Below are 3,418 nucleotides of genomic sequence, written 5' to 3'. Positions count from 1 at the left end.
CTCCGGGGGCGTGCTGGGGGTCGGCTCCGGCTCCGCGGGCGTGCTCGGGGCCGGCTTGGGGTCCGACCAGGCCAAGTACGCCCCGCAGTTGCCGCAGAAGTCGTCCGTGGGGCTGTTGGACGCCCCGCACGAGGGACATGCGCGCATGGCGTCACCTCCCTTCGTCGGCGGGCGGGCCGGGCAGGATCTCCACCCGGCAGACGGTGTGCGCCGGGCACATGGCCCGGACGATCTCGCGGACCCTGTCCGGGTCCACCCGCGCCGCACGGTCCGGCCACACCCGGACCAGGGGCCCGGCGGGGGACTCCGGCGGAAGCTCGGCACCGGGGGTGCTCGACCAGACCGCGCCACCGTCCTCGGTCACCTCCGCCCGCACGCCGAGCGCGAGCCGCAGGGCCTCGACCAGACCGCGCCCGGTGCCGCGCCACCGGTGCAGCTCGACCGCGCGGACGACCGCCTCCCGGCGCAGCTCCTCCGGCCACTGCGCGTCGTCGGCGGCGCCCACCCACGAGGCCAGCCAGGCCAGGAAGTCGGCCGGCGTCACCCGGGGGTCGAGGTAGGCGGGCAGGGTGTCGAGCGTCAGGAACACCGGGGCGAGGACGGTGTCCAGGCCGGCGGTGAACCGCTGCGCGAAGTCGTCGTCGGCGTACAGGGCCGGCAGCTGTCCGCCGATCGGGTGCCTGCTCGGCAGGCCGGGTACGGCGGCGCGGCTCATCGTCGTACCTCCGGCTCCACGGCCGTACCGGCGCTCATCCCCACACCCCCGGCTCCGCGGCCGTCACGACCACCTGGTGCTGGTGGGAGAAGACCAGCGCGCCCGGGGACACGTCGATGCGGTCCGTCGGGGTGCCGCGGCGGCCGGTGATCGGGTCGGCGGGGAAGAGACGGATCTCCTCCACCAGGGCGTCCCGCGCGGCGCGCTGGAGCACGCCGAACAGTTCGCCGTACTGCACCGGGCGCCCGAAGGGCCAGCCGGTGCCGTCCGGGCCGCCGTGCAGCGGGTTGAGGTGCCGGTACAGCGCGGCGAGCGCCGCCTCGCGGACCCGGTCGGTGTCGCCCGGGGCCGCCGTGAGCCGGGCCACGACGGTGACGCCCTGGTAGACCGGCGGCTCCACCACCACCCGGGTGCCGATCAGACGCCGCTCGTCCAGGCTCGCGGTGATCGCCGCGAGGACCTGCTCGGAGGGGATCAGCTGCTCGAAGCGGAGCCGGTCGTCGCCCTCGTCGGCCACCGCGTCCGGCACCACCAGCACCCGTACCGCGCCCCCGCCGTCCGCGGCGGGCAGACAGCGCACCCGGCGGACCGAGGGCGCCGCCTGGCGGCTGATGATCTCGTAGTCCTCGGCGGTCACCGCGCGCTCCTGCATCCGCAGCGCCTGCGGTGCCCGCAGCTTGGCGTTCTCGACGGTCTCCCCGGCGACCCCGCCGCGCGCCGCCTCCCGGTTGCCGACCCGGGCGACGTACGGCACGGAGCTGCGCAGCACGGAGATCGCGCCGCGGGCGACGTTGCCGGCCGGGCCGCCGCCGGTGCGGTAGCGGGCCACCCGCACCTGGGCGCCCTTGGGCGGGACGGCGCCGCAGTACCGCAGGGTGCCGTCCGGTTCGCGCAGCGCCGGCGGGAAGGTGAACGCGCCGGTGGTGGCGTCCACCCGGACGTGCCGGTCGGCGGGCCCGGAGCGGCCGAAGTGCTCGACCACGTCCCAGCGTTGCCAGCCCTCGGGCGAGGACACCTCCACCACCGGCGGCTCGCCGTCGAGGAGGACCGGCGGGCGGGCGAGAGCGAACGACTGCCCCGGGACGCCCTCGGAGGTGCCGAGCGGCACGTCGGTCACGGTCTCGGCGTGCTCGACGGTCATGGTGCCGCCCACGGTGAACACCGCCGCCTCGCGGACCGTCGGGGACTCCGAGTAGAACGGCTGGCCCGGTTCCGCCTCGGTGACCCGGCAGCGCAGCCAGCCGGCCCGCGTCCCGCCGATCACCGACGCCGTGTGCCCGGCCGGCACGTGCACGACGACCTCGCCGGGCCGGTTCAGCCCGCCGGTGGTGTCGGTGCCGGTCTCGCACGCCCGCCAGCCGCCGCCGTCCCACGCCTCCCACACGAGCGGGGGCTGGCGCGGGTCCACGCCGACGCCCTCCACGCGGCTGTCCAGGCGCACCGCGACGATGCAGCTCGGCACCGCCGTCGGCAGGCCGAACAGCAGCGCGTCCCCCGGCTCCGGCGCGGCCTGGAAGCAGGGGATGTCCCGGCCCTCGGCGAGCGTCCCGGTCCGGTCGGTCTGCTCACCGGTCCGGTACGCCGTCACCAGGCGGATCAGCTCGCTCGGCACGATGTGCAGGGGGCCGGTGGTGGCGAACACCACCGCCTCGTCGGTCTCCCCGCCCGCGGTGGTCACCTCGGTGCCCGCGGGCAGCGCCACCGTGTCCGGCTGCGGCGCCGACAGCCAGAAGTCGACCTCGGCCACGGCCGCGGCCGGCGGGAAGAGGCGGACGCCCAGCAGGTCGAGGAAGGCGGTGTAGTTCTTGTCCGGGACCCGGTTGAGCCGGTACAGCAGCTGGTCCACGAGGTAGGCGAACGTCTCGATGAGGGTGACGCCCGGGTCGGAGACGTTGTGGTCGGTCCACTCCGGGGCGCGCTGCTGCACGTACCGCTTCGCCTCGTCGACGAGTTGCTGGAACCGCCGGTCGTCCAGGTTCGGGGAGGGCAGGGCCATCAGTCCGCGACCCCGTCCTCGGCCCCCTCCTCGGAGGGGATCGTGTAGAAGGGAAAGACCAGGTTGCGGCGGTCGTTGGTGGACCGCACGGTGTAGTGCACGTCGATGTAGAGGGTGCCGTCCTCGACGGCGTCGAAGGCGACCACCACGTCCTCCACCGCGATCCGCGGCTCCCACCGCTCCAGGGCCTCGCGCACGCCGGGCTCTACGGTGCCCAGGTCCTCGCCGATCACGACGGCCCCGGCGCGGGTCGCCTCCAGGGCCAGGATCGCGAGCATGGCGTCGGCGTCGTAGCGGACGTAGGTGCCGTCGGTGGGCGGGCTGCCCTGGGGCACCCACCAGAGCCGGAACAGGCCCATGACGTGGTCGATGCGCAGGGCGCCGGCGTAGCGGAAGAGGGCGCGCAGCAGATCGCGGTAGGGGGCGTGGCCGCAGGCGGCGAGCCGGTCGGGGCGCCAGGGCGGCAGGCCCCAGTCCTGGCCGCGGGCGTTGAAGGCGTCCGGGGGCGCGCCGACGGACATGCCGGCGGCGAACACGTCCTGCTGCGCCCAGGCGTCGGCGCCGGCCGGGTGCACGCCGACGGCGAGGTCGTGCACGATCCCGACGGGCATGCCGGCCTCGCGGGCGGCGCGCTGGGCGGCCCGGAGCTGGCCGTCGGTGAGCCAGGCCAGGCGGGCGTGGAACTCGACCCGGTCGGCGAGGTCGGC

At 76.0% G+C, this 3,418-nt stretch carries 4 protein-coding genes; all 4 read right to left on the bottom strand.

Features of this window, described 5'->3' with window-relative positions:
* A partial coding sequence (locus CCN44_RS43270) for a zinc-ribbon domain-containing protein (RefSeq protein ID WP_143649801.1) occupies positions 1-147 on the bottom strand: 147 nt, incomplete at its 3' end.
* A 4-nt stretch (positions 148-151) separates the two neighbouring features.
* Positions 152-715 (bottom strand): phage tail protein, encoded by a 564-nt coding sequence (locus tag CCN44_RS16825; protein WP_059250187.1) that lies wholly within the window; start codon positions 713-715, stop codon positions 152-154.
* Between the two features lie 34 nt (positions 716-749).
* Positions 750-2,711 carry a putative baseplate assembly protein gene (locus CCN44_RS16820; RefSeq protein ID WP_086698118.1) on the bottom strand — a complete coding sequence of 654 codons (1,962 nt, stop codon included), beginning with the start codon at positions 2,709-2,711 and terminating at the stop codon, positions 750-752.
* Positions 2,711-3,418 (bottom strand): 4-alpha-glucanotransferase (locus CCN44_RS16815; RefSeq protein WP_208639787.1); only part of this gene is annotated, 708 nt, incomplete at its 5' end. The genes CCN44_RS16815 and CCN44_RS16820, both read right to left, overlap by 1 nt.

It is taken from the genome of Streptomyces tricolor (assembly GCF_002155905.1).
GTDB lineage: Bacteria > Actinomycetota > Actinomycetes > Streptomycetales > Streptomycetaceae > Streptomyces > Streptomyces tricolor.
Note: the sequence above shows the minus strand (reverse complement) of the source record. Positions and strands in the feature narration are given on the sequence as shown.

Excerpts from the sequence above, each read along its gene's own strand:
- CCN44_RS16825 (WP_059250187.1), bottom strand. The coding sequence starts at position 715 with ATGAGCCGCGCCGCCGTACCCGGCCTGCCGAGCAGGCACCCGATCGGC.
- CCN44_RS16820 (WP_086698118.1), bottom strand. The coding sequence starts at position 2,711 with ATGGCCCTGCCCTCCCCGAACCTGGACGACCGGCGGTTCCAGCAACTC.